This is a genomic window from Streptomyces litmocidini (genome assembly GCF_014649755.1).
GTDB classification, from domain to species: Bacteria; Actinomycetota; Actinomycetes; order Streptomycetales; family Streptomycetaceae; genus Streptomyces; species Streptomyces litmocidini.
Genome location: NZ_BMTQ01000019.1, coordinates 14,818 through 40,140, shown reverse-complemented (window position 1 = coordinate 40,140; position 25,323 = coordinate 14,818). Strand labels below are relative to the sequence as shown.

The window sequence follows — 25,323 nt, the reverse complement described above, 5'->3', positions numbered from 1 at the left end:
CGGAGCCGGGGCGAGGCGGTGCGGCGGAGCCGGGGTCGGCCCCGTGCGGAGTCGGTTCGGTCCTCGGGTCAGGGGCCGGTCCATGTGCCCGGGGCGGTTCTCGTGCCGGGGCGGTTCCCGTGCCGAAGTCAGTCGTCGCGCTGCGGGAACGCGTGCAGGTGCATCCGTACCCGGGCGGCACCCGGCGCGTCGGGGTCGCCGGTGTCCCCGTACTCGTTGATCAACGCGTGGATCTTCTGGTTGAGCTCGCGCAGCCGCTCGGGCGGGAGGCACAGTCTGAAGTCGCTGAAGTCCGAGGCTCCGTACCAGGCCTCGTCCCAGGTGTGACGGGTCGCCACCCAGGTCGACAGCTCCTGGGTGTGGATGGTCGCGATCTCGTGCATGAAGACGTCGAGGGCGCCCTGGACCTCGGGATCCGGGTTCTTGTGGAGCGCCTCGTCGAAGCTCGTCCCTCCCTGGGCCGCCTTCCACCACCGCTCCCGGCCCTTGCCGCGCGTCGGGTCGTCCACGATGAAGTCGTGGGCCGCGAGCTGGCGCAGGTGGTAGCTGGTGGCGCCGCTGGACTCGCCGAGCCGCTCGGCCAATTGGGAGGCGGTGGCGGGCCCGTGGTGACGCAGGGCACGCAGCAGCTGTATGCGCAGGGGGTGGGCGATCGCGCGGAGGGAACGCGGGTCGAGCATGCGGCTCAGAGACTCTTCGGTCCGCTTGTAGGGCTGCTCTTCGGGCTCGGTCATGGTTCCACCGTAGACTTGCAAAGAAGTCTCTGCAAGGGTTTTTTGCAGAGACTTCTTTGCAAGTCCGGCGGCCGGGCCGCGGCTACTCCTGTGCCGCCTGCTCCACCAGCGGGATGATCCGCAGCGGAACCGGGTTCTCCATCACGATCGCCGTCGACGCCCGCACGATCCCCTCGAAGGCCACCACCTTGTCGATCACCCGCTGCAGGTCCGCGTTCGAGCGGGCGACCAGCCGGCAGAGCATGTCGCCGTGGCCCGTCGTCGTGTGCAGCTCCAGGACCTCCGGCACCGTCGCCAGGTGCCCCCGCACATCGGCGCCCTGGCCCTGCTTGATCTCCAGGGTCGCGAAGGCCGTCACCGGATAGCCGAGCGCCGCCGGGTCCACCTGCGGGCCGAACCCGCGGATCACCCCGCTCGCCTGGAGCCGGTCCAGACGCGCCTGCACCGTGCCGCGCGCCACCCCCAGGCGCCGGGAGGCCTCCAGGACACCGATGCGCGGCTCGCGCGCGAGGAGCGCGATCAGCCGGCCGTCCAAATGATCGATCGCCACAGCGGCCTCCCCATGGTCAGGATGTACAAGTCGCACGGCCATACTCGCCGGTCGCTGTACAGGTTGACCAGGAGATCAGCAAACTCTTGCGCACCTTGCCGAACGGCGGGACATTGCTGCCATGACTGAGACCATCGATCACACCCCTTCCACCGCGCGTGAGGCCGATCCCTTCCCGGTCAAGGGAATGGACGCGGTCGTCTTCGCCGTCGGCAACGCCAAGCAGGCCGCGCACTACTACTCCACGGCCTTCGGCATGAAGCTGGTCGCCTACTCCGGACCGGAGAACGGCAGCCGCGAGACCGCCAGTTACGTCCTCACCAACGGCTCCGCGCGTTTCGTGTTCACCTCCGTCATCAAGGCCACGACCGACCGGGGCCGCTTCCTCGCCGAGCACGTCGCCGAACACGGCGACGGCGTCGTCGACCTGGCGATCGAGGTGCCGGACGCCCGCGCCGCGTACGCCTACGCCGTCGAGCACGGCGCCACCGGCATCACCGAGCCCCACGAGCTGAAGGACGAGAACGGCACCGTCGTCCTCGCCGCCATCGCCACGTACGGCAAGACCCGCCACACCCTCGTCGAGCGCTCCGGCTACGACGGCCCGTACCTGCCGGGCTTCGTCTCCGCCAACCCGATCGTCGAGCCCCCGGCCAAGCGGACCTTCCAGGCCATCGACCACTGCGTCGGCAACGTCGAACTCGGCAAGATGAACGACTGGGTCGGCTTCTACAACAAGGTCATGGGCTTCACGAACATGAAGGAGTTCGTGGGCGACGACATCGCGACCGAGTACTCGGCGCTGATGTCGAAGGTCGTCGCGGACGGCACCCTCAAGGTGAAGTTCCCGATCAACGAGCCGGCGATCGCGAAGAAGAAGTCGCAGATCGACGAGTACCTCGAGTTCTACGGCGGCGCCGGCGTGCAGCACATCGCCCTCGCCACCAACGACATCGTGGCCTCCGTGCGGGCGATGCGTGCCGCGGGCGTGCAGTTCCTCGACACCCCCGACTCGTACTACGACACGCTCGGCGAGTGGGCGGGCGAGACGCGCGTGCCCGTCGAGATCCTGCGCGAGCTGAAGATCCTCGTCGACCGCGACGAGGACGGCTACCTGCTGCAGATCTTCACCAAGCCGGTCCAGGACCGTCCGACCGTCTTCTTCGAGATGATCGAGCGTCACGGGTCGATGGGCTTCGGCAAGGGCAACTTCAAGGCGCTGTTCGAGGCGATCGAGCGGGAGCAGGAGAAGCGCGGCAACCTCTAGCCGCCGCCGCCGAGGGGCTCCGGGGCCTGTCCCCGGGGCCCCTCACGCGTGCACCCCACCGCCCACCCGGGGCGGTGCCCCCGCCCCGCCGTTGTGGGCAGTCGTTCCGCTGGGGCGAGGGGGTCCCCCCTGCTCGAGCGAAGCCGAGAGCTCGGGGGAGGGTGGGCACAACGGGACGGCGCCCTTGCCGGCGCCCGAGGCTCCCGCGCCTGAACCCGCACCGACGGGCACGGCGCACGCGAGGTGCGGGTCCAGGCCCGGAACGCGGAGGCGCCGCTGGGCGCGCCGTCCCGTGTGCCCACCCGTCCCGCCCCAGCGGGACGATTGCCCACACGGGGTGCGAGGGCGGGCGCCGTCCGGCCGGGCGCCTGCCCCCATGGGTGGGGGAGTCGCCCGGTAGCGGTGGGGCGTACGGGGCCGTTCAGCTGGGATGCGGTGGCGTCGGCTTCGCGGGGGCCCGGCGGAGTTCCGCCGGAAGGTCGTCCGAGAGGGCGCCCAGGGCCGCCAGCCCCCCCTCCGCCCGCCTCGCGTGCAACGGGGAGAACTCCGGGTTGATCCGCAGGGCCTCCGCCAGGTGGCGGCGGGCCGGCCCGGCCTGTTCGAGCGCCCGCTCGATCTCGCCCCGGTGGTACGTGAAGAGCGCGCTCCGCAGCCCCTCCTCCGTGGCGGTCTTCGCGTACCCCAGCGCCTCCTTCGAGGCCCCCGAGCGGTGCAGGGCCCAGCCCAGCGCGTCCGCCACCCGCACCGAGCGGTGGCCCCGCGCCCACTCCGCCCGCATCCGGACGACGGCCGCCGCCGCGTCGCCGTGGTCCGCTTCGAGCAGCCCGAGGGCCACCTCCGCGTCCGTCCACGTACCCGTCCGCAGCCGTTCGTACGAGGCCCGCGCGTCCCCGTCGAGGCCCAGCGACTCGTACAGTTCGCCCGCCTCCAGGAGGTACTCCGGTCGCGGCGGCCGGGCCAGGACCGCCCGCCACGCGCGCACCGCCTCGTCCGTGCGGCCGAGGGCCGCGAGCGCGCGGGCCCGGCCCGCGAGGGACGGCCCGTGGTCCCGTACGAGCCGCAGCGACGCCCCGAACCGTCCGAGGGCCTCCTCCGGTTCGCCCCGCTCCCACGCCAGGTCCCCGAGCCGCGCGAGGGCCGCCGCCTTCTCCGTGTCCGTCTCCGCGAGCGCCGCCGCGTCGAGGGCCGCCGCGTCGGCGTCCTCACGCCAGCCCCGGTCGCGGTAGGTCTGCGCGGCCCTGGCCCGCACCACCGCGCCCGCGTGGAGCTCCTCCAGGCTCTCCATGGCCTTCCGGGCCGCCCCGTACTCCCCGAGGCCGTTGTACGCGTCCATCAGGACCGGGTACACGGCCCATCGGCGCGGATCGGCCTTCCGCACCCGCTCGCCCCACTCCCGGGCCGTCCTCCAGTCGCCCCGTGCCCCGGCGAGCGCCCCGAGCCCCAGCTGCGCGTCCAGGTTGCCGCGTGCGGCGGGCCGTTCGGCGAGCGAGCGGCGCAGGGCCCGTTCGGCCCGCGGATAGTCCCGTACGTCTCCGAGCCGGCTGCCCCGTTCCGTGTACGCCGCGCCCAGCTCGGCCCAGGAGGCCTCGTCGTCCGGATGGGCCCGCAGCCACTTCTCCCGGTCGGTGATCAGCGCGGCCAGGTCCGGCAGCGCGGCCTGCGCGCCCGCGTGGGCCGCGATCGTCGCCCGCTCCGCAGGACCGGGCGGGGGCGGCGGGCCCTGGCCGGCGAACTCCGGGACGTACAGCAGGGCCGTCGCGGCGAGCACCGCGCCCACCCCGGCCGCCAGGACCGTCCTCGACACGTTCTCGGTCTTCATGGCGCTCACTGTGCGCCCGTGTCCGCCTGTACGAAGAGCACACGAAGCGCTCCTTCCGGCGGGTTCACACCGATGGCCCCGGGTGCAACGCTGGACGCATGGACGATCTTCTGACGCGACTGCGCGCCGGGCTCCCGACCGAGGCGCTGCTCACCGATCCGGACGTGACGGCCTCCTACGCGCGCGACATGGCGAGTTTCTGCGCGGCCGGCACCCCCGCGGCCGTCGTGCTCCCGCGCACGGTCGAACAGGTCCGGCACGTCATGCGCACCGCGACCGAACTCCGCGTCCCCGTCGTCCCGCAGGGCGCCCGCACGGGCCTGTCGGGGGCCGCCAACGCCTCCGACGGCTGCATCGTGCTCTCCCTCGTCAAGATGGACCGCATCCTGGAGATCAACCCGGTCGACCGGATCGCCGTCGTCGAACCGGGCGTCGTCAACGCCGTGCTGTCCCGCGCCGTCGCCGAACACGGCCTGTACTACCCGCCCGACCCCTCCAGCTGGGAGACGTGCACCATCGGCGGGAACATCGGCACCGCCTCCGGCGGCCTGTGCTGCGTCAAGTACGGGGTCACCGCCGAGTACGTGCTCGGTCTGGACGTCGTCCTCGCCGACGGACGGCTCCTGCGCACCGGCCGGCGCACGGCGAAGGGCGTCGCCGGATACGACCTGACCCGGCTCTTCGTGGGTTCGGAGGGCAGTCTCGGCATCGTCGTCGGGGCCGTGCTCGCGCTCAAGCCGCAGCCGCCGGCGCAGCTGGCGCTCGCCGCCGAGTTCCCCTCCGCGGCGGCCGCCTGCGAGGCCGTCTGCGCGATCATGGAGCGCGGCCACACCCCGTCGCTGCTCGAACTCATGGACCGCACCACCGTCCAGGCGGTCAACGAGCTGGCGCACATGGGGCTGCCGGACACCACCGAGGCGCTGCTCCTGTGCGCCTTCGACACCCCGGACCCGGCCGCCGACCTCGCCGCCGTCGGGGAGCTGTGCACGGCGGCGGGCGCCACCGAGGTCGTCCCGGCCGCGGACACCGCCGAGTCCGAACTCCTCCTCCAGGCGCGCCGGCTCTCCCTCACCGCCCTGGAGACGATCAAGTCCGCGACGATGATCGACGACGTGTGCGTGCCGCGGACGCGGCTCGCCGAGATGCTCGACGGCACGGCGGCGATCGCGGACAAGTACCGCCTGACCATCGGCGTCTGCGCGCACGCGGGCGACGGCAACACCCATCCCGTCGTCTGCTTCGACCACACCGACGAGGACGAGTCGCGGCGGGCGCGGGAGTCCTTCGACGAGATCATGGCGCTCGGGCTCGCGCTCGGCGGCACGATCACCGGCGAACACGGCGTGGGCGTCCTCAAGAAGGAGTGGCTGGCACGGGAGCTGGGCCCGGTCGGTCTGGAGATCCAGCGCGGGATCAAGGCGGCCTTCGACCCGCTGGGCCTTCTCAACCCGGGAAAACTCTTCTGAATTCGCCGAGTCCGCCGAGTCCGGTGGGTCCGCCGAGTCCGGCGGGTCCACGCGCACGCGTACGGGGTCACAGCTCGCCGTCCTGGGACTCGTCCGACGGCCACGGGTCGCGCAGCCACAGGTCGTCGGCGACCACGGTGGTCGCCAGGAGCTCCGCGAGCCCGTCGTCGATGCCGAGCCGCTCGGACTCGGTGCCCGGCGGCACCGCGCGCAGGGTCCGCTCCAGCCAGGCGGACACCTGCGCGGACGGGGCTTCGAGCAGGGCGTCGCCGTCGGGGGAGGAGAGGGCCATCAGGACGACGCTGCGGCCCTCGACCTTCGTGGGCCAGATGCGGACGTCCCCGTGACCGCAGGCCCGGAAGACGCCTTCGACGAGCAGCTCGCGCGCGAAGGTCCAGTTGACCGGGTGGTCCGTGCCGACGTGGAAGGTGATGTGGACGGCGTACGGGTCGTCGCTCCGGTAGGCGAGGCGGGCCGGAACAGGGACGGAGCGCTCGGGGGAGAGCACCAGCTTCAGCTCGAGCTCGCGCTCGACGGTGGTGTCGTCGGTGTTCTGCATGACCGTGCTCCTTCTCGCGGGCGGGCCCCGGGCGGGCCTTCAACCGGAGAGAGCGGGGTGGGCGCGGTTCATTACGCGACTTCGGGAAGTTTTTTTCGGGAAGTTTTTCCGGGGGGCCCGCCGGGCAGGATGCAACGGCCCGAACATCACGGGGAGTGATCGCTTCCGGTGTGCGTCCCCTCGAAGGCGGGCTTTCTCGTGGGCTCTTTGTTCTCTCGGGGACGTTCTTCGTTACTGTCCTCCTTGGGTGCGGCACGCCCGGCGCGCGGCCGTGCGGATCAAAGGCGTTGTGACTGAACGGAGTCGGGGCAGTGGCTACTCCTCCTGGAGGCGGCGGAGAGGTACCGCAGGCGGGGTACTACCCGGACCCGTCCATTCCCGGATACATCCGGTACTGGAACGGGGGTGCGTGGGTGCCCGGCACGAGCCGGCCCGCCCCCGCGGACGGCGGGGTTCCGCCGCTCCCGCCCGCCTCGGCGATCCCGGCCGGCCCCCTCCTGGCCTCCGGCCCGGCCCCGGCCCCGGCCGTGACACCGGCGACCACCACGCCCGCGCAGTCGGCGGCGCCCGTCCGGACGGCGACCCCTGTCCAGACGGCGGCCCCCGTTCAGCCGGCCGCCCCCGTCCAGTCCGCCGCGCCCGCCGCGGCCCCCGCGCAGGCGCAGGCCCCCGCGCACGTGCCCGCCCAGGCGCAGCCCCCCGCGTCCGCCTCCGCCCCTGCCCCCACCCCCGTACCCGCGGTGGAGGAGACCGGGCCCGTCTTCCTCGACGAGGAGCCGCTCGCGCCGGAGCCCGCGTCGGCCTGGCAGGCGGACTCCTCGCGTCAGACCGGCTTCGGCGGCGACCTCGACCAGAAGGTCTCCTGGGGCGCGCCCCGCACGCCCGACCCGCGCACCCCGGCGGAGTGGCCGGTCGCGGGCGGGAGCGAGCCGGAGGAGGACCGCCCCGCCGCCGCGACGCCCGCCGCCCCGGCACCCGCCACGCCCGCTCCGGCCCCCGCCGCGGATCCCCGGGCGACCGGGGGAGCGGCGCGCCTCGGAGGCATGCCGGTCACCCCGATCCCGACGCCCCAGCCCCAGCCGGTCCAGCCCCAGGCCCAGCCGGTCCAGCCCCAGCCCCAGCCGGTCCAGCCCCAGGCCCCCGCCGCGGCCCAGGTCCCCACACCCGCAGCGCCCTCCACCCCTTCCTGGGCCCAGCCGCAGGCTCAGGTCCAGACCCCGCAGCAGCCCCAGGAGCAGCAGCCCGTCCTCCCGTGGAAGCCGCCCGTCGAGGACGTGTTCCAGCAGGCGGCCCGGGCGCAGGCCGCCGCGCGTCCCGCCGGGCTCGGCAGGCGGCTGGTCGCCCGGCTGATCGACAGCGTCGTCCTGGGCGCGCTGGTCGGCGCGGCCTCCCTGCCCCTCGTGACCGCGGCCCTTGACCACATCGAGGAGAAGATCGAGGCGGCCAGGCAGTCCGGCACCACCGTCCAGGTCTGGCTGCTCGACTCCACGACCTCCGTCCAGTTCGGCATCGCGCTCGCCTCGCTGTTCGTCCTCGGCGTCCTGTACGAGGCGTTGCCCACCGCCAAGTGGGGCCGCACCCTGGGCAAGAAGCTGTGCGGGATCGAGGTGCGGGACATCGAGGCGCACGAGCCGCCGACGTTCGGCAAGGCGCTCCGCCGCTGGTTCGTCTACAGCGTCCTGGGGCTCCTGGCCATCGGGGTCGTCAACGTCCTGTGGTGTCTCTTCGACCGTCCCTGGCGCCAGTGCTGGCACGACAAGGCGGCCCGCACCTTCGTCGCACGCTGAGGAGCCCCCGCGCCGAGCGAGTGGCGCTGCGCGGGCCCGCGCCGAGCGGGCCCGTGCCGAAGGGGTCGCCCCGCACGGGCACCGTCCCCCGAACGGCCGGTGATTCCTTGCGGGGCCGTCCCGCCCGGGATGCACTGCCCCCATGAGCACCGACCAGCCGCCGCCCGGCCAGCCGCCCGAGGACGACCCCTTCAGCAAGAGGCCTCCGGAGCCGCCGCCGGGAGGGCCGCCGCCGTCGGGGCCGCCCCCGGGAGGGCCTCCGCCGGGCGGTCCGCCGCCGGGGAGCCCGTACGACTCCCCGTACGGCGGCGGCTCCCCGTACGACAACATGCCCCCGCCCCCGCCTCCGTACGGCAGTCCTCACGGCGGCGGTTACGGCGGGAACGATCCGCTCTCCGGGATGCCGCCGCTCGCGGAGACGGGCCGGCGCGTCCTCGCCCGGCTGATCGACTGGGTGATCATCGCGGTGCCGCTCGCGATCATCGGCATCCCCTTCGACATCTACCAACGGGCGACCCGGGACGGCAACGACTTCGGGGACACGGTCAACAGCTTCAACGGCGGCAGCCAGCTCGTCTTCCAGCTCATCACGATCGTCGCGTACGTCGCGTACGACACCGTGCTGACGGCCAAGAACGGCCGGACCGTCGGCAAGAGGCTGATGAAGCTGCGGGTCGCGATGCTCAACGACGGGACGACGCCGCCGATGAGCCAGTCGCTGTTGCGCGCCGTCGTGCTCTGGCTCCCCGCGCTGATCTGCTGCGCCTGCCTGTGGCCGCTGCTGATCCTGATCCTGATCGTGGTCGACAAGCCCTACAAGCAGGGACTGCACGACAAGGCGGCGAAGACGGTGGTGGTGAGCGCCCCTCAGTGATACGGACGAAGCGTCGATGCGGACGAAGCGTCACGAACCGATCCGGGTGTCGATGCCCGCGCTCACGCGCTGGGCCGGCACCCGGATCTCTTGGTCCACGGGGGTATTGACGGGCCGCCCGCGCACCGGCATCGTCACCGCCACGAGGGCGCCGAGCAGCAGGCCGACGGCGCAGGCCACCGCGATGCCCGGGGGCGTCGTCGTGCCGGAGAGCAGCAGCAGGGCGACGGTCGTGAGGACGACGGTGGCCGAACCGTAGGTGAGCTGTGCGGCGTTCGGACGCTGCATGACGGGTACCACCCCTCGAGACTTCGGTACGACTCTACGGCGGTGGATGCCCGGAGGGGGTGCCGGGTAAGCGTGACCTCACCCACGGCGCCGGTGCACGGGGGGCGCACGGGGTCACGAAATCGTCAATCTTCCTTCACCGCGCGCCTGCCGGGCGTTCGATAATCGGAAAACGGATCCTGCATAGTGCAGTTGACCCGTGCAAGTCAAGATCTGTCTTTTCTCGTCCCACTCCGGTCGAATGTCGTCACTTGTGACGCGCGACCCCGCCGGACGGACACCCCACCTTCGGTCCGAGAGCGTGGGCGCCGGGGAGGACAACATCAAGTGACCAACAGACGACGGACGATCAGAGCGTCCGCAGTCGTCGTGGCGCTCGCGGCCACCGCCGCCACCGCCTCGACCTTCACCACCGCCTGGGCCGACAACCACGGCAGCGTGACGCCGGCCGGCATCCAGACCGTCGACAAGACGACGGTCGACCACGACCTCGAGGGCCCCTACAGCGACCAGCAGGAGCAGCAGCGCAAGGCTGCCCTGGAGCGGGTCCTGAACGGCGACGCCAAGGTCGAGAACCGCGGCGGCTCCCAGGTCGTCAAGCTCGGCGCCAAGAAGTACGTCGAGCTGGGCCGCGAGAAGACCGACAAGATCTTCACGATCCTCGTCGAGTTCGGCGACCAGGTGGACAACACCACCATGGTCGACCGCAAGGACGACGACACGCCGGAGCCCAAGCCGAAGTACGGCGGCACGCCCGGCCCGCTGCACAACCGCATAGCCCAGCCCGACCGTGCGAACGACAACTCCACGGCCTGGCAGGCGGACTACAACCAGCAGCACTTCCAGGACCTGTACTTCGGCACCGGCAAGGACAAGAAGGGCCAGCCGAAGCACTCCCTGAAGACCTTCTACGAGCGCACCTCGTCCGGCCGTTACTCGGTCGACGGCACGGTCTCCGACTGGGTCAAGGTCCCGTACAACGAGGCCCGTTACGGCTCGAACTACTGCGGCCAGACCAACTGCGCCAACGTCTGGGACACCGTCCGCGACGGTCTCAACGCCTGGGTCGCCGACCAGAAGGCCAAGGGCCAGACCGACGCCCAGATCAAGGCCCAGCTGGCCACGTACGACCAGTGGGACCGTTACGACTTCGACGGCGACGGCAACTTCAACGAGCCCGACGGCTACATCGACCACTTCCAGCTCGTGCACGCGGGCGAGGACGAGTCGGCCGGCGGCGGCGCCGAGGGCAAGAACGCCCTGTGGGCCCACCGCTGGTACGCCTACGGCACCGACGCGGGCAAGACCGGCCCGGCGAACAACAAGGCCGGCGGCACCCCGATCGGTGACACCGGCATCTGGGTCGGCGACTACACGATGCAGCCGGAGAACGGCGGCCTCGGCGTCTTCGCGCACGAGTACGGCCACGACCTCGGTCTGCCGGACCACTACGACACCGCGGGCGGCGAGAACTCCACCGGGTTCTGGACCCTGATGTCGTCCGGCTCCTGGCTCGGCCAGGGCAAGGACTCCATCGGCGACCTCCCCGGCGACATGAGCGCCTGGGACAAGCTCCAGCTCGGCTGGCTGAACTACGCCAAGGTCAACGACTGGCAGCGCTCCACCAAGACCACCCACAAGCTGGGCGTCGCGGAGTACAACACCAAGAACCCGCAGGCGCTCGTCGTCGAGCTGCCGAAGAAGAAGGTCACCACCGACATCGTGGCTCCCGCCGAGGGTGCGACGCAGTGGTGGAGCAACATGGGTGACGACCTCAAGAACACCCTGACCCGCTCCGTCGACCTCACGGGCAAGACGTCCGCCTCCCTGGAGCTCCAGGGCTGGTACGACATCGAGGCCGAGTACGACTACCTCTACGCCGAGGTGTCGACCGACGGCGGCGCCAGCTGGAAGGCCCTGGAGGGCACCGCCGACGGCGTGGCCATCCCGAAGGACGCCTCCGGCGCCCCCGGTCTGACCGGTGCCTCGGACACGCACAAGAAGCTCGTCTACGACCTGGGCGCCTACGCGGGCAAGAAGTTCGACCTCCGCTTCCGCTACCAGACGGACGGCGGCGCGGGCGGCAAGGGCTTCACGGCCGACGCCATCAACCTGACCGCCGACGGTGCCTCCGTCTTCGCCGACGGCGCCGAGAACGGCGACAACGGCTGGGTCGCCAAGGGCTTCTCGCGGGTCGGCAAGGGCTTCACGAAGGAGTACGAGCAGTACTACATCGCGGAGAACCGCCAGTACGTGTCGTACGACTCGACCCTCAAGGTCGGCCCGTACAACTTCGGGTTCACGGGTGACAAGGCCGGCTGGGTCGAGCACTACCCGTACCAGAACGGTCTGCTCATCTGGAAGTGGGACCTGTCCCAGAAGGACAACAACACCTCCCAGCACCCGGGCACCGGTCTGGTCCTCCCGATCGACTCGCACCCGAGCCCGCTGAAGTGGTCCAACGGCGACCTGATGCGCAACCGCGTCCAGGCGTACGACTCGCCGTTCACGATCGCCCGCACGGACGGCTTCCAGCTGCACAACAAGGACGTCGCCACCTGGGTCCCGTCGCAGGCCGGCAACCCGGTCTTCGACGACCACAAGGGCGTCTACTGGTTCGCCGAGAACCCGCGCGCCGGTGTCCAGGTAACTGACACCAACACCAAGATCCAGGTCGTCAAGGAGCCGAAGGACGGCCAGACGATCACGGTTCAGGTCGGTCCCTCGACCAAGTAATTGGTAAAACCGCAGGTCAAAACATGATCGGCCGTCGCCCTCTAGCGGGCGGCGGCCGTTCGTGTTTAGGTGCGTCTGACCAGTTCTTATTGACATCCGATCCACGGGGGAGTGGTTCCGCATGCCCAACGGAGGGTTCTGCAAACTGCCGGGAGGCAGTGTGGTCGTCGCCATAGGGCTGCCCAGCCCGGCCGGCGACGGCGCCACCGTCCGCTTCCTGGTCCACGCCGCCAACCGCGCCCGCGCCCTGACCCGGCTGCGGAACCTGGGGCTGCGGGCGGTCTACCTCCGAGGCAACTCCGAGCCGCCCACCCCGGACGAGGTCACCGCGGTCCTGCACCACCCGGAGGGCCTGCTGTGGCGCAGCACCGTCCACGAGCTGTGGCACCCCGTGCGGTCCCTCCCGAAGGAGCCCGTCGCGTAGAGCGCACGGAGCGCATGGAGCGCACCCTCCGCACCCAGCGGGCACGGAGCGCACGGAGCGCACCCTCCGCACCCAGCGCGCACGGAGCGCACCCTCCGCACCCAGTGCGCGTACAGACGGGCACGGACCGGCACGAACGCGTACGGACGGGCACGGCCCTACGCGACGACCGGCTTGCCCGTCAGCCGTACGCCCGCCGCCCGGAGCTCCTCCAGGGCCCGGTCCGTGGTCTCCCCGGCCACCCCGGCCGTCAGGTCGAGCAGGACGTGGGTCCGGAAGCCCTCCCGGGCCGCGTCCAGAGCCGTGGCCCGGACGCAGTGGTCGGTGGCGATGCCGACCACGTCGACCTCGGTGACGTCCCGCGAGCGCAGCCACTCCGCGAGGGTCAGGCCGTTCTCGTCGAACCCCTCGAAGCCGCTGTACGCCGCCGAGTAGGCGCCCTTGTCGAAGACGGCGTCGATCGCCCCGCTCGCGACGGCGGGGGCGAAGTTCGGGTGGAAGCCGACGCCCTCCGTTCCGGCCACGCAGTGCACCGGCCAGGAGGACACGTAGTCCGGCTCCTCGCCGGCCGGCGCGAAGTGCGCGCCCGGGTCGACGTGGTGGTCGCGGGTGGCGACCACGTGCCGGTAGGAGGTGCCCGCCGTCTGGCCCACCAGGTCGGTGATGGCGGCGGCGACGTCCGCGCCGCCGGTCACCGCGAGGCTGCCGCCCTCGCAGAAGTCGTTCTGAACGTCCACAACGATCAATGCGCGGTGCATGGCGGGTGTCCTTAGCGGGTCGGGAGGGAGTTCTTCGAGCCTAGAGACTTCCCCCTCCCGGCGGGAGGGGGCGTCACCGAGGACTCCTGTGTGTCCTCGGTCAGGCGTACTCGGTCGGCAGCACCGGCTCGCCGCGCGACAGCTGCATCGCCGACATCGGCAGCCCCGCGCGGGCCGCGATGTGCCGCGACCTGGCGGCCTCCAGGGGCTCCCGGGCCACCACGTCGCCGCCCTTGACCAGCTCGACGAGGAGCTGGTGGCCGGCGAGCTCCGGCGGGACCGCGCCGGTGCCCACGACCTCCGCCTCGGCGACCCCGGTCGCGTCGGGCCGGCGCGCCGCCCACTTGCGGCCGCCGACGGAGGCCTTGCCGCCCAGCGACTTCTTGGCCACCGGCACCAGGGGCGCCTTCGGGTCGGCCGAGGCGGCCCGGGCTACCAGCTTGTAGACCATGGAGCAGGTCGGGTGGCCGCTGCCGGTGACCAGCTGCGTGCCCACCCCGTACGCGTCGACCGGGGCCGCCGCGAGCGAGGCGATGGCGTACTCGTCGAGGTCCGAGGTGACCACGATCTTCGTGTCCCGGGCGCCCAGCTCGTCGAGCTGCGCCCGCACCCGGTGGGCGACGAGCAGCAGGTCGCCGGAGTCGATCCGGACGGCTCCCAGCTCGGGTCCGGCGACCTCGACGGCGGTGCGGACGGCCTCGGTCACGTCGTACGTGTCGACGAGCAGGGTCGTGCCGCGTCCCAGGGTCTCCACCTGGGCCCGGAAGGCGTCCCGCTCGCTGTCGTGGAGCAGGGTGAAGGCGTGGGCGGAGGTGCCGACGGTCGGGATGCCGTAGCGGAAGCCGGCCGCGAGGTCGGAGGTGGAGTCGAAGCCGCCGACGTAGGCGGCGCGGGAGGCGGCGACGGCCGCCAGCTCGTGGGTGCGGCGGGCGCCCATCTCGATCAGGCGCCGTCCGCCCGCGGCGGCCGACATGCGGGAGGCGGCGGCCGCGATGGCCGAGTCGTGGTTGAGGATCGAGAGGATCACGGTCTCCAGGAGCACGCACTCCGCGAAGGAGCCCTCGACGCGCAGCACGGGGGAGCCGGGGAAGTACACCTCTCCCTCGGGGTAGCCCCAGATGTCGCCGGAGAAGCGGTAGCGGGCGAGCCATTCCAGGGTCGGCTCGTCGACGATGGAGCGTTCCCGCAGGAAGCCCAGGACGGCGGGGTCGAACCGGAAGTTCTCGACGGCGTCCAGGACCCGGCCGACGCCCGCGAGGACGCCGTAGCGCCGCCCCTCGGGCAGCCGCCGGGTGAAGACCTCGAAGACGGAGCGCCGGTCGGCGGTGCCGGCCCGCAGGGCCGCCTGGAGCATGGTCAGCTCGTACTGATCGGTGAAGAGCGCGGTCGACGGCACGTCCACCGGCAGCCCAAGGTCCGCAGCGTTCATGCCGGCGATGCTAGCGCAGAAATCGTCAGAGTGACGAATAGTGGGTCCGAACAGCGGACCCCCGCGCGTGCCCCGTTTGCGCGACCGCCCCCCAGGGGTGACAACATGGGGTGAGTGAGCGTCGCGCCTATTGAGATCGAACGTACGGAATCGGCCGAGGAGGTCTCCGCGGTCGTCGAACCCGACGTGCCCTGGGTGACCCTCGTGCACAACGATCCGGTCAACCTGATGAGCTATGTGGAGTACGTCTTCCAGTCGTACTTCGGATACTCCAAGGACAAGGCGCACAAGCTGATGCTCGACGTGCACAACAAGGGCCGCGCGGTGGTCTCCAGCGGCACCCGCGAGGAGATGGAACGGGACGTGCAGGCGATGCACGGCTACGGCCTGTGGGCGACGCTCTCCCAGGACCGCTTCTGATGGCCGGGCAGTTCGAGGCCCTCGCGGGCGGTGGCGCGGCCGTCGCGCTCGACGACGTCGAGATCTCCATCCTCCGCTCCCTCGCCGTCCAGCTCATGGAGCTGATCGGCCCGGGCGACGAGCCCGCCGCGGACGAGGACCCGCTGGCCGCGCTCTTCGCCGAGGGGCCGAGCGAGCCGCCGTCCGACCCCGCCCTCCGGCGCCTCTTCCCCGACGCGTACGGGGACGACAGCGAGGAGCTGCGGGCGGCCGCGTCCGACTTCCGCCGCTACACCGAGAACGACCTGCGGGCCCGCAAGCGCGAGGACGCCCTCGCGGTCGTGCGCGCCCTGGACTCCCTCTCCGCCGAGGCGGCGGGGGAGGGCGGCGCGGTCCTGAAGCTCACCCCGGACGAGTCCCGGTGCTGGCTCGGCGCGCTCAACGACCTCCGGCTGACCATCGGCACCCGCCTGGAGGTCACGGACGACGAGGACAGCGAGCAGCTGTACCGGCTGCCCGACTCCGATCCGCGCAAGCCGATGGTGATGGCGTACCTCTGGCTGGGGGCGCTCCAGGAGTCCCTCGTCGCGACCCTGATGCCCTAGGGGGCGTCTCGCCCCCCAGAACACCCCCGGGAAAGGGGGTGTTCGCTCAGCGGACGCTCAAATCCGGATAACGAATACGTTATTCAAGCGCCCTCCTGGTCATCTTGTGTGACCTTTGTCCGTATTTTTTTGTGGTGCAGATCACCCCCGACTCCCTCGATCACCCCCCACGTCGTGATAAATCTTCACGACCACTCGGGCACGCCACCCCTGTTCCCGAGGGCGCTTGGACCGGCTGACCGCCGGTGGCACTCCATCCACATCCGGGGGGATCAGGATCTGATCCGCGGCAGACGCACTCGCAGTCGCGCGGATCAGCATGGAGAAAGGCGCACCACCATGACCTCAGTGCAGGTCGACAAGCAGCACGACGGCAATGAGGCCGCGGACTCCGCCTCGGGCGAGGGTTACCACCGGGCACTCGGCGCCCGCCAGATCCAGATGATCGCGATCGGCGGCGCCATCGGCACCGGGCTCTTCCTCGGCGCGGGCAAGGGCATCTCCATCGCGGGACCCAGCCTGATCCTCGCGTACGCCATCGCGGGCCTCGTCATCTTCTTCATCATGCGGGCGCTCGGCGAACTCCTCATGTACCGCCCGGTGTCGGGCTCCTTCTCGGAGTACGCCCGCGAGTTCATCGGCCCCTTCGCGGGCTTCGCGACCGGCTGGACGTACTGGCTCTTCTGGGTCGTCACCGGCATCACCGAGGTCACCGCCGCGGCCACCTACATGACGTACTGGTGGGACATCCCGCAGTGGCTCTCCGCCCTCGTCTTCACCGTGATCCTCTACGGCGCCAACCTGATCTCCGTGAAGCTCTTCGGTGAGCTGGAGTTCTGGTTCTCCATGGTCAAGGTCACCGCCATCGTCGGCATGATCCTGATCTGCGCCGGCATCCTCACCCTCGGCTTCTCCGACGCCGGCGACACCGCCTCCGTCACCCACCTGTGGGACCTCGGCGGCTTCTTCGCCGGCGAGAACGGCATCGGCTCGACCCTGATGACCCTCCAGATGGTCATGTTCGCCTTCCTCGCGGTCGAGCTGGTCGGCGTGACGGCGGGCGAGTCGAAGGACCCCAAGACGGTCCTGCCGAAGGCGATCAACACCGTGCCGTGGCGCATCGCCGTCTTCTACGTCGGCGCCCTGATCATGATCCTGTCGGTCGTCCCGTGGACCGAGTTCCAGCCGGGCGTCAGCCCGTTCGTCGCGGCCTTCGAGAAGATGGGCCTCGGCATCGGCGCCGCGATCGTCAACTTCGTCGTCCTGACGGCGGCCCTGTCCTCCTGCAACTCGGGCATGTACTCCACCGGCCGCATGCTGCGCGACCTCGCGCTCAACGGCCAGGGCCCGAAGGTCTTCACCAAGCTGACCAGGTCCGGCACCCCGCTGGTCGGCACCACCGTCTCGGCCGCGCTGATGATGGTCGGCGTCTGGGTCAACTACCAGTGGCCCGGCGAGGCGTTCAACTACGTCGTCTCCTTCGCCACCATCTCCGGCATGTGGGCCTGGATCGTCATCCTGGTCTGCCAGATCCGCTACCGGCTCAAGGCCGACCGCGGCGAGCTGCCCCAGTCGCCCTTCAAGGCGCCGGGCGGCATCTGGTTCAGCGTCTTCTCGCTCGCCTTCATCGGCATGGTCGTCGTGACCATGGGCATGGACGCGGACAACCGGGTCGCGCTGTACGGCGCTCCGGTCTGGGGCCTGATCCTCGCCGTCTCCTACCTGGTCCTCAAGGCCCGCAACCCCCAGGGCGCGGCCTTCGCCAAGCGCTCCTGACCCCCTGACCTGCAAGGTCTCAGCATTCGGGCCGTTCCGTACCAAACACCGGTACGGAACGGCCCGTCTGCTTATCCTGTCGGCATGCTGACCATCACCCAGGCCCTGTACGACCAGATCGTGGAGCACTCCCGCGCGGACCACCCCGACGAGGCCTGCGGCGTGGTCGCGGGCCCCGTCGGCAGCGGACGCCCCGAGCGGTTCATCCCGATGCTCAACGCCGCCCGCTCGCCCACCTTCTACGAGTTCGACTCCGGGGACCTGCTCAAGCTCTACCGCGACATGGACGACCGGGACGAGGAGCCCGTGATCGTCTACCACTCGCACACCGCGACCGAGGCCTACCCGTCCCGCACGGACATCTCGTACGCGAACGAGCCGAACGCCCACTACGTCCTCGTCTCCACCGCCGACACCGACGGCGCCGGCCCCTTCCAGTTCCGCTCCTACTCGATCGTCGACGGCGTCGTGACGGAGGAAGAGGTCAAGGTCGTGGAGGCCTACGAGTAGGTCGTGGAGGCCTGCGAGCAGGACGTCGTCCGGAAGCGCGCCCCATAGGCGGAGGGCGTCACCCCGACGTGCCGGGCGAACGCCCTCCGCAGGCTCTCGTCACTGCCGAGCCCGCTCCGCGCCGCCGCCCCCGTCACGCTCGCCCCGCCCTCGAGCAGCATCCGCGCCGCCTCCACCCGCACCCGCTCCACGTACCCCGCCGGCGTCGCCCCGACCTGCTCGCGGAACAGCCGCGCCAGGTGCCGGGAGCTCATCCCCGCCCGCCGCGCCAGCGCCGACGCGCTGTGGTCGGCCGCCGGATCCGCCGCGACCGCGTCCAGGAGCGGGCGCACCACCGGGTGCGGGGTCGGGGGGTCCGCGAGGCCGCCGAGAACTGCGACTGGCCGCCCGGCCGCTGGAGGAACACCACCAGGTCCCGCGCCACCGCCCGGGCCGCCTCCGGCCCCCGGTCCTCCTCCACCAGGGCCAGGCGCAGGTCGATCCCGGCCGTCACCCCCGCCGAGGACCACACCTCCCCGTCCCGTACGTGGATCGCGTCCGCGCTCACCTCGACCGCCGGATACCGCCGGGCGAGGGCCTCCGCGTGCTCCCCGTGGGTCGCCGCCCGCCGCCCGCCGCCCGTCGAGCAGCCCCGCCGCCGCGAGCGCGAACGCCCCCGTGCACACGGACGCCACCCGGGCCGAACGCGCCGCGAGCCCCGCCACCTCCGGGGCGACCGCCACGCACCGCTCCACGTCCACCGCCCCGGGGACGATCAGCGTGTCCGCGCCCCGCACCTCCCCGGTCGCGCGGTCCGCGCCGATCCGCAGCCCGCACGAGGTCCGTACGCCCCGCCCGTCCGGCGTGCACACCCGCACCCCGTAGCCGGACCCCGCCGCCGTCACCCCGAGGACCGTGCCGCGATCGTCGCCGCCCACCCCCGCCCCGACTTCAAGCGCCGCATCCTGGCGGCCTTCACGGACGGCATCTCGCCCAGACCGGACACCACCTTCGGCAACGTCAAAGCCGACGTCCTGCGCCATTTCGTGCCCGGATTCACCCCGGGGGACTTCGTGACGACGATCCGGGACTCCTCCTGGCCCGAGTGAAGGGCATCCTCCGCTTGGGGGGTCCGCCAGTCGGTCAGAAAGTATCCACGATGTGAGATCACATTCCGGAACCCGGACCGGGAATCGATACGATGAGCCCATGGTTTCCCACGACGTGAGCGAAGAGACTCCGAGCACCACCCTGCTCGTGGCACGCCTGCACGTCGACCTGTGCCGCCTCGCCAGCGCGATCTGTACCCCACGCGCCGCGTTCTGAGCCACCGGCCGAGCGCCCCCACCGTACGAACCCCTCCGCGCGGGGCCCCAGAAGCGCGCCCATCACGCCCCTTCCGACAGGAGAGCCCACGCCATGGCCATCGAGGTCCGCATCCCGACCATCCTCCGCACCTACACCGACGGCGAGAAGGCCGTCGAGGGCAAGGGCGGCACCCTCGCCGAACTCTTCGCCGACCTGGAGACCCGCCACGCCGGGATCGAGGCGCGCATCGTCGACGGCGGCAAGCTCCGCCGCTTCGTCAACGTCTACCTGAACGACGAGGACGTCCGCTTCCTCGACGGCATCGACACCAAGCTCGCCGACGGCGACAACGTCACGATCCTGCCGGCCGTCGCCGGCGGCATGGTCTGATCCACATGCGTTACGACTCCTCGCTGGCCGCGGTCGGCAACACGCCGCTGGTCCGCCTCCCCCGGCTCTCGCCCTCGGACGACGTCCGCATCTGGGCGAAGCTGGAGGACCGCAACCCCACCGGTTCGGTCAAGGACCGCCCCGCGCTCCACATGATCGAGCAGGCGGAGAAGGACGGCCGCCTCACCCCCGGCTGCACCATCCTGGAGCCGACCAGCGGCAACACCGGCATCTCCCTCGCCATGGCCGCCAAGCTCAAGGGCTACCGCATCGTCTGCGTCATGCCCGAGAACACCAGCGAGGAGCGCCGCCAGCTGCTCGCCATGTGGGGCGCCGAGATCATCTCGTCCCCCGCGGCCGGCGGATCGAACACGGCCGTACGGGTCGCCAAGGAGCTCGCCGAGCAGCACCCCGACTGGGTGATGCTCTACCAGTACGGCAACCCGGACAACGCGGGCGCCCACTACGCCACCACCGGCCCCGAGATCCTCGCCGACCTCCCCTCCATCACCCACTTCGTCGCCGGCCTCGGCACGACGGGGACGCTGATGGGCGTCGGCCGCTACCTCCGCGAGCACAAGCCCGACGTCAAGATCGTCGCCGCGGAACCGCGCTACGACGACCTCGTCTACGGCCTGCGCAACCTCGACGAGGGCTTCGTGCCCGAGCTGTACGACGCCTCCGTCCTCACCACCCGCTTCTCGGTCGGCTCCGCCGACGCCGTCACCCGCACCCGCGAACTCCTCCAGCAGGAAGGCATCTTCGCGGGCGTCTCCACCGGTGCCGCCCTGCACGCGGCCATCGGCATCGGCAAGAAGGCGCTCAAGGCGGGCGAATCCGCCGACATCGCCTTCGTCGTCGCGGACGGCGGCTGGAAGTACCTGTCGACGGGCCTCTACACGGCCAGGACGACGGAGGAAGCGATCGAGGCGGTCCAGGGCCAGCTCTGGGCCTGACCCCCGGTCGCGGGCAGGCGTTCCGCCGGGGCGAGGGGCCCCCGTCCGAGCGAAGCCGAGAGCCCGGGGAGGGCGGTCACAACGGAACGGCGCCTCGCCGGCCCCCGGGCCCCGCGCCCGACACCGCAGACCCCTAGCGCGCGAGATGGCGGACCTGGTCCCACACGACCGGGTCCGCCTCTCCCGCTCTCCGCCGGAAGTCCGCCACCGGCACCTCCCGCAGCTCATCCGTCTCCAGGAAGCTCGGCCGCCCCTGCGCGTCCCCCACCGCCCCCGGCGGCAGCGCGATGACCCCCGGCCGTTCGTCGTGGTACTTGCTGGTGATCTTGGCGACGAGCGCGCTGTCCCCCCGCACCACGAGCACAAGACAGGGCCGGTCCTTCGACCCGGGACCGTCCTCGAAGGGCACGTCCGCCCACCAGATCTCCGCCGCCCTCGGCGCCCGGCCGGGCCGGGCCGGCGCCTTCCGGGGCCCGACCGGACCGCGCGGCGCGGGCCGCCCCGGCGGCCGGGTCCGCCCCGAGGGCCTCCCCGTCGGACGGCCCCGCCCCGACCGCTTCCGCCCGTCGGCGAGCACCACCGCCAGCGCGATCACCACGACCGCGACCAGCGCGGGCCACCATGACGTGTCCATACCTCAAGAAGGTACCGGTGCGCGTCCCACCCCGCCGCCGCGCCCCGCCATCCATCCGAACCGGTGACAGAGCCCGTGAGTTCGCCCACAACGGGCCGCCACGAAGGAGCGACGGGCCCGGGTGCGCCTTACGCTCGACAGACCGCACAGCCTCCCCTCCCCCAGCGCGCTTCCCGCACCCGTCCACGGAGGTTCACGCTCCATGAAGCTCACCGTCGTCGGCTGCTCCGGGTCGTTCCCGTCCGCGGACTCGGCCTGTTCGAGCTACCTCGTCGAGGCCGACGGCTTCCGGCTGCTCCTCGACATGGGCAACGGCGCCCTGGGCGAGCTGCAGCGCCACATCGGTCTGTACGACCTCGACGCGATCTTCCTCAGTCATCTGCACGCGGACCACTGCATCGACATGTGCGGGTACTTCGTCGCCCGCTACTACCGGCACGACGGCGGGCGCTGCGACGCGCTCCCCGTCTACGCGCCGGAGGGCGCCGAGCAGCGGCTGACCACGGCGTACGCCGACACGCCCTCGCCCACCTCGATGAGCGAGGTCTTCGACTTCCACACGCTGGAGTCCGGCGGCAGCTTCCGGATCGGCCCGTTCTCCGTCCGTACGGAGAAGGTGTGCCATCCGGTCGAGGCGTACGGCATCCGGGTCGAGCACGGCGGCCGTTCGCTCACGTACTCCGGGGACACCGGGGTCTGCGACGCGCTGCACGACCTCGCCGACGGCACCGACCTCTTCCTCTGCGAGGCCTCCTTCACCCACGGCAAGGAGGACGTCCCGGACCTCCACCTCAACGGCCGGGAGGCCGGTGCCCACGCGACCCGGGCGGGGGTCGGACGCCTCGTGCTGACCCACATCCCGCCGTGGACGGACGGCGAGCGGAACCTGCGGGACGCCCGCGAGGTCTACGCGGGCCCGTCGGAGCTGGCGAGACCGGGCGCGGTCTACGAGATCTGAGCGCTCGTACGGAACGCCCCGCACGGAACGCCCCGCACGGAACGTCCCGTACGGAACGCCCCGTACGGAAAACGGGGAAGGCCCCGGAACCGGGCGGTTCCGGGGCCTTCCCCGTGATGCGGCCGAGGATCACGCCTTGGTGAGGTCCTCGATCTCCTCCTCGGGCTCGCGGCCCGGGGTCGGAAGGTTGAACTTGACGATCGCGAAGCGGAAGACCACGTAGTAGATCGCCGCGAAGACGAGGCCGATCGGGATGATCAGCCACGGCTTGGTCGCGAGGTTCCAGTTGAGCAGGTAGTCGATGCCGCCGGCGGAGAAGGTGAAGCCCGCGTGGACGCCGAAGGCCCAGGTGACGGCCATGGACACGGCGGTCAGGACCGCGTGGATCGCGTACAGGAGCGGCGCGATGAACATGAAGGTGAACTCGATCGGCTCGGTGATGCCCGTGACGAAGGAGGTCAGTGCGAGGGAGACCATCATGCCCATGACGGCCTTGCGGCGCTCGGGGCGGGCGGCGTGGGCGATGGCGATCGCGGCGGCCGGGAGGCCGAACATCATGATCGGGAAGAAGCCCGACATGAAGATTCCGGCGCTCGGGTCACCGGCGAAGAAGCGGTTGAGGTCACCGTGGACGACCTCGCCGGCGGCGTTGGTGAAGTCACCGATCTGGAACCAGGAGACGGTGTTCACGAACTGGTGCATGCCGACGGGGATCAGCGCGCGGTTGATGAGGCCGAAGAGGCCGGCGCCACCGGCGCCGAGACCGGTCATCCACTCGCCGAAGCTGGAGATGCCCTCGCCGATCGGCTCCCAGACCAGCCCGAAGACGACGCCGACGGCGGTGCCCACGAAGGCCATGATGATCGGGACGAGACGGCGGCCGTTGAAGAAGCCGAGCCAGTCGACGAGCTTGGTGCGGTGGAACCGCTGCCACAGGACGGCCGACAGCAGACCCATCAGGATGCCGCCGAGGACGCCCGGGTTGTTGTAGGTCGCGGCGACGTCGACGCCCTTGTTGGCGGTCGTGTTGACGACGGCCTCGGTGATCGGGAAGGCCTTCAGCACGTTGCTGTAGACCAGGAAGCCGACGAGCGCGGCCAGGGCGGTGGAGCCGTCCGCCTTCTTGGCGAAGCCGATGGCGACGCCGATGCAGAAGAGCAGGGGCAGGTTGTCGAAGACAGCACCGCCGGCCGTGGCGAACACGGAGGCGACCTTGTCCCAACCGAGTCCGTCCTTGCCGAAGACGTCGGGCTGGCCGAGACGGAGCAAGATACCCGCGGCCGGCAGCACGGCGATCGGCAGCTGCAGGCTGCGACCGACCTTCTGCAGGCCCTGGAACAGGCCGGATCCGCGCTTCTTCGCGGGAGCGGCGGCCTGGGCGGTGGCCGTACTCATCAACTTCCTCCAGTAGGGCAAGGCGCCGCCAGAGGATGGAAAAGGGGGTGACGGCGGCGTCTCGTGGAACGCGGTGGTCTGGACCGCGTGGTCTACACCAATGAGTGGTGTAGACCAGTTGTAGCACGTGAGACTTAGATAAGGAACCTGTGAATTCTGTGCGCTCAGCCATAGCTGGAAATGCACGACAAAAGGCCCCCGGACGGTCAGGTCCGGAGGCCTTTCACGAGCCTTACGAGGGGGACGGGAGCCCCGGGAGCGGCCGGGTTCCGGCGGGTGACCGGCGGGTCACCTGACGTTGTCGCGCTCGATCTCCTCCTCGACCTCATCCGGCTCGCGGCCGGGCGTCTGGAGGTTGAACGTGGTGATCGCGAACCTGAAGATCACGTAGTACACGACCCCGAACCCCAGACCGATCGGAATGATCAGCCACGGCTTCGTCGCGAGGTTCCAGTTGATCACGTAGTCGATCAGGCCGGCCGAGAAGCTGAAGCCGTCCTTCACGCCGAGCGCCCAGGTCACCGCCATCGACACACCCGTCAGCACGGCGTGGATCGCGTACAGCAGCGGCGCGACGAAGAGGAACGAGTACTCGATCGGCTCGGTGATCCCCGTGACGAACGAGGTCAGGGCGACCGAGAGCATCAGGCCGCCGACCGCCTTGCGGCGGTGCGGCTTCGCCGTGTGGGTGATCGCGAGCGCCGCGGCGGGCAGCGCGAACATCATGATCGGGAAGAAGCCCGTCAGGAACTGCCCGGCGTTCGGGTCGCCCGCGAGGAACATGGGGATGTCGCCGTGGACCACCGTGCCGTCCGGCTTGGTGTACGTGCCGAACTGGAACCAGATGGGCACGTTCAGGAACTGGTGCAGGCCGATGACGAGCAGCGCCCGGTTGGCCAGGCCGAAGATGCCCGACCCCCACGCGCCGAGCCCGACCAGCCAGTCGCTGAAACTCTCCAGACCGTCGCCGATCGGCGGCCAGACCCACAGGCAGAGCGCGGCGAACACGATCGCGACGAACGTCATGATGATCGGGACCAGACGGCGGCCGTTGAAGAAGCCCAGCCAGTCGACCAGCTTCTTCCGGTGGTAGCGCTGCCAGAACCAGGCGGCGAGCAGACCCATGACGATGCCGCCGAAGACGCCCGGATTCTGGTACGTGTACCCGACGAAGGCCTCGTCCGGGGCGAGGCAGCCGCCGTTGATGTCCCTCGTGCCCGCGGGGCAGTCCTTCGGGAACTGGCGCAGCACGTTGTAGTAGACGAGGAAGCCGACCACCGCGGCCAGCGCGGTCGAGCCGTCCGCCTTCTTCGCCATGCCGATCGAGACGCCGATGCAGAACAGCAGGGGCAGGCCGAGGTTGCCGTCGAGCAGCGCGCCGCCGGCGCCCGCCATCACCTTCGCGACGTTGTCCCAGCCGAGACCGTCGGCGCCGAAGACGTCCGGCTGCCCCAGGCGGTTGATGATGCCGGCGGCCGGGAGGACGGCGATGGGCAGCTGGAGGCTGCGGCCCATCTTCTGGAGGCCCTGGAAGAGGCCGCCCCAGGAGACGGACCTCTTCGGTTTCGGTTCCGGTGCCGGTTTCGCCGCGGCGCTGTCGGTACTCATCGGCGTCCTCCCTGCCCGGAACGGACCGGGCCCGCGTCTCGTTGCACACTGGTGTAGACCAGTTGCGGTAGGCTCCGGGAGCCCGCTGAGGACAGGCCGCCGGTGATCGTCATC

The 25,323-nt window shown here is 71.1% G+C and carries 25 protein-coding genes and 1 pseudogene; 15 read left to right on the top strand and 11 right to left on the bottom strand.

The genetic code is table 11. From position 1 onward, the window contains the following. Positions 1-128 precede the first annotated feature (128 nt). Together IE180_RS30695 and IE180_RS30690 are read right to left on the bottom strand one after the other, a co-directional pair. Positions 129-734 (bottom strand): ArsR/SmtB family transcription factor, encoded by a 606-nt coding sequence (locus IE180_RS30695; protein WP_190160224.1) that lies wholly within the window; start codon positions 732-734, stop codon positions 129-131. An 82-nt stretch (positions 735-816) separates the two neighbouring features. Then, on the bottom strand, positions 817-1,284 hold the full coding sequence (locus tag IE180_RS30690; protein WP_123452764.1) for an Lrp/AsnC family transcriptional regulator: 468 nt from the start codon (positions 1,282-1,284) through the stop codon (positions 817-819). A 121-nt stretch (positions 1,285-1,405) separates the two neighbouring features. Here IE180_RS30690 and hppD point away from each other — a divergent pair, with 121 nt between their 5' ends. Then, positions 1,406-2,551 carry a 4-hydroxyphenylpyruvate dioxygenase gene (gene hppD / locus IE180_RS30685; RefSeq protein ID WP_190160223.1) on the top strand — a complete coding sequence of 382 codons (1,146 nt, stop codon included), beginning with the start codon at positions 1,406-1,408 and terminating at the stop codon, positions 2,549-2,551. A gap of 421 nt (positions 2,552-2,972) precedes the next feature. Here hppD and IE180_RS30680 read toward each other — a convergent pair whose 3' ends face one another. Continuing rightward, complete coding sequence (locus IE180_RS30680; RefSeq protein ID WP_229861057.1) at positions 2,973-4,370, bottom strand: tetratricopeptide repeat protein; 1,398 nt, start codon at positions 4,368-4,370, stop codon at positions 2,973-2,975. A 98-nt stretch (positions 4,371-4,468) separates the two neighbouring features. Here IE180_RS30680 and IE180_RS30675 point away from each other — a divergent pair, with 98 nt between their 5' ends. Beyond that, positions 4,469-5,836, top strand: coding sequence for an FAD-binding oxidoreductase (locus tag IE180_RS30675; protein ID WP_190160221.1), 1,368 nt, complete (start codon positions 4,469-4,471; stop codon positions 5,834-5,836). 67 nt (positions 5,837-5,903) lie between these two features. On the opposite strand, the gene IE180_RS30670 is transcribed toward IE180_RS30675, so the two are convergent. Continuing rightward, a complete protein-coding gene (locus IE180_RS30670) occupies positions 5,904-6,395 on the bottom strand; it encodes an SsgA family sporulation/cell division regulator (protein WP_190160220.1) in 492 nt (163 codons plus the stop codon). 311 nt (positions 6,396-6,706) lie between these two features. On the opposite strand from IE180_RS30670, the gene IE180_RS30665 reads away from it, so the two are divergent. Both IE180_RS30665 and IE180_RS30660 read left to right on the top strand, forming a co-directional pair. After that, entirely contained in the window at positions 6,707-8,182 is a 1,476-nt protein-coding gene (locus IE180_RS30665) for an RDD family protein (RefSeq protein ID WP_190160219.1), read from the top strand. Positions 8,183-8,324: 142 nt separating this feature from the next. Further along, positions 8,325-9,056 (top strand): RDD family protein, encoded by a 732-nt coding sequence (locus IE180_RS30660; RefSeq protein ID WP_190160218.1) that lies wholly within the window; start codon positions 8,325-8,327, stop codon positions 9,054-9,056. Positions 9,057-9,086: 30 nt separating this feature from the next. Here the strand turns inward: IE180_RS30660 and IE180_RS30655 are convergent, their stop codons facing one another. Further along, on the bottom strand, positions 9,087-9,344 hold the full coding sequence (locus IE180_RS30655) for a hypothetical protein (RefSeq protein ID WP_190160217.1): 258 nt from the start codon (positions 9,342-9,344) through the stop codon (positions 9,087-9,089). A gap of 327 nt (positions 9,345-9,671) precedes the next feature. On the opposite strand from IE180_RS30655, the gene IE180_RS30650 reads away from it, so the two are divergent. Continuing rightward, complete coding sequence (locus IE180_RS30650; RefSeq protein ID WP_190160216.1) at positions 9,672-12,080, top strand: immune inhibitor A domain-containing protein; 2,409 nt, start codon at positions 9,672-9,674, stop codon at positions 12,078-12,080. A gap of 121 nt (positions 12,081-12,201) precedes the next feature. Then, a complete protein-coding gene (locus IE180_RS30645) occupies positions 12,202-12,504 on the top strand; it encodes a hypothetical protein (protein ID WP_190160215.1) in 303 nt (100 codons plus the stop codon). A 158-nt stretch (positions 12,505-12,662) separates the two neighbouring features. Here IE180_RS30645 and IE180_RS30640 read toward each other — a convergent pair whose 3' ends face one another. After that, positions 12,663-13,262, bottom strand: a complete 600-nt coding sequence (locus tag IE180_RS30640) for a nicotinamidase (protein WP_190160214.1) — start codon at positions 13,260-13,262, stop codon at positions 12,663-12,665. A 100-nt stretch (positions 13,263-13,362) separates the two neighbouring features. Beyond that, positions 13,363-14,691, bottom strand: a complete 1,329-nt coding sequence (locus tag IE180_RS30635; RefSeq protein ID WP_190160213.1) for a nicotinate phosphoribosyltransferase — start codon at positions 14,689-14,691, stop codon at positions 13,363-13,365. Between the two features lie 114 nt (positions 14,692-14,805). Between IE180_RS30635 and clpS the strand changes: the two genes are divergently transcribed. From clpS to IE180_RS30615, 4 genes are all read left to right on the top strand, one after another. Next, positions 14,806-15,111 (top strand): ATP-dependent Clp protease adapter ClpS, encoded by a 306-nt coding sequence (gene clpS / locus IE180_RS30630; protein ID WP_041129438.1) that lies wholly within the window; start codon positions 14,806-14,808, stop codon positions 15,109-15,111. Continuing rightward, a complete protein-coding gene (locus tag IE180_RS30625) occupies positions 15,111-15,695 on the top strand; it encodes a DUF2017 domain-containing protein (RefSeq protein ID WP_190160212.1) in 585 nt (194 codons plus the stop codon). Before clpS ends, IE180_RS30625 begins: the two co-directional genes overlap by 1 nt. 339 nt (positions 15,696-16,034) lie before the next feature. Continuing rightward, positions 16,035-17,471 (top strand): amino acid permease, encoded by a 1,437-nt coding sequence (locus IE180_RS30620; RefSeq protein ID WP_190160211.1) that lies wholly within the window; start codon positions 16,035-16,037, stop codon positions 17,469-17,471. 84 nt (positions 17,472-17,555) lie between these two features. Further along, positions 17,556-17,981, top strand: coding sequence for a M67 family metallopeptidase (locus IE180_RS30615; RefSeq protein ID WP_030691591.1), 426 nt, complete (start codon positions 17,556-17,558; stop codon positions 17,979-17,981). Here IE180_RS30615 and IE180_RS37725 read toward each other — a convergent pair. After that, entirely contained in the window at positions 17,972-18,832 is an 861-nt protein-coding gene (locus tag IE180_RS37725; RefSeq protein ID WP_506005096.1) for a helix-turn-helix domain-containing protein, read from the bottom strand. The two genes, IE180_RS30615 and IE180_RS37725, sit on opposite strands and share 10 nt — an antisense overlap. Before the next feature lie 39 nt (positions 18,833-18,871). Here IE180_RS37725 and IE180_RS30605 point away from each other — a divergent pair. The 4 genes and pseudogenes from IE180_RS30605 to IE180_RS30595 all read left to right on the top strand — a co-directional run. Next, positions 18,872-19,069, top strand: a pseudogene (locus tag IE180_RS30605) (HD domain-containing protein); the annotation flags it as partial. Between the two features lie 100 nt (positions 19,070-19,169). Continuing rightward, positions 19,170-19,286: a putative leader peptide gene (locus IE180_RS37615; RefSeq protein ID WP_373302834.1), complete on the top strand. Its 117-nt coding sequence runs from the start codon at positions 19,170-19,172 to the stop codon at positions 19,284-19,286. 93 nt (positions 19,287-19,379) lie between these two features. After that, positions 19,380-19,658 (top strand): MoaD/ThiS family protein, encoded by a 279-nt coding sequence (locus IE180_RS30600; RefSeq protein ID WP_190160210.1) that lies wholly within the window; start codon positions 19,380-19,382, stop codon positions 19,656-19,658. 5 nt (positions 19,659-19,663) lie between these two features. After that, on the top strand, positions 19,664-20,614 hold the full coding sequence (locus IE180_RS30595) for a PLP-dependent cysteine synthase family protein (RefSeq protein WP_190160209.1): 951 nt from the start codon (positions 19,664-19,666) through the stop codon (positions 20,612-20,614). Positions 20,615-20,747: 133 nt separating this feature from the next. Here IE180_RS30595 and IE180_RS30590 read toward each other — a convergent pair whose 3' ends face one another. Beyond that, the gene (locus IE180_RS30590; protein WP_190160208.1) at positions 20,748-21,248 is read right to left on the bottom strand and encodes a type II toxin-antitoxin system PemK/MazF family toxin; all 501 of its coding nucleotides are present in this window, start codon (positions 21,246-21,248) and stop codon (positions 20,748-20,750) included. Positions 21,249-21,450: 202 nt separating this feature from the next. Here IE180_RS30590 and IE180_RS30585 point away from each other — a divergent pair, with 202 nt between their 5' ends. Beyond that, positions 21,451-22,206, top strand: coding sequence for an MBL fold metallo-hydrolase (locus tag IE180_RS30585; RefSeq protein WP_190160207.1), 756 nt, complete (start codon positions 21,451-21,453; stop codon positions 22,204-22,206). A gap of 129 nt (positions 22,207-22,335) precedes the next feature. Here the strand turns inward: IE180_RS30585 and IE180_RS30580 are convergent, their stop codons facing one another. Both IE180_RS30580 and IE180_RS30575 read right to left on the bottom strand, forming a co-directional pair. Continuing rightward, on the bottom strand, positions 22,336-23,601 hold the full coding sequence (locus IE180_RS30580) for a PTS transporter subunit EIIC (protein ID WP_190160206.1): 1,266 nt from the start codon (positions 23,599-23,601) through the stop codon (positions 22,336-22,338). A gap of 288 nt (positions 23,602-23,889) precedes the next feature. Next, positions 23,890-25,209: a PTS transporter subunit EIIC gene (locus IE180_RS30575; protein WP_190160205.1), complete on the bottom strand. Its 1,320-nt coding sequence runs from the start codon at positions 25,207-25,209 to the stop codon at positions 23,890-23,892. Between the last annotated feature and the right edge of the window lie 114 nt (positions 25,210-25,323).